General features: G+C 45.9%; 1 protein-coding gene. It reads left to right on the plus strand.

Features of this window, described 5'->3' with window-relative positions; genetic code table 11:
* Nucleotides 1–294 (plus strand): transposase (locus QWT87_RS21195; RefSeq protein WP_302718740.1); only part of this gene is annotated, 294 nt, incomplete at both ends.

Genomic DNA, 294 nt, shown 5'->3' on the forward strand with positions numbered 1-294 from the left:
CCTATCGTTAGACGAAGTGGCACTCTCTGACGGAGAACTCTACACCGTGCTTACCTCCAAGACTGCACGAGGCAGGAAAGGAAGCATTGTTGCCATAATAAAAGGTACCCAGAGTGATTTTGTCATCACACATCTTTTAAAGATCAGCAGAAAACTTCGGATGAAGGTAAATGAAATTACTTTGGATATGGCGGGTTCCATGAAGCGTATTGCCCAACGCTGCTTCCCTGGTGCAACACAGGTAATTGACCGCTTTCATGTTCAGAAGCTGGCTACAGAAGCCCTTCAGGAAAT

Source organism: Chryseobacterium urinae (assembly GCF_030518295.1).
GTDB lineage: Bacteria > Bacteroidota > Bacteroidia > Flavobacteriales > Weeksellaceae > Chryseobacterium > Chryseobacterium mucoviscidosis.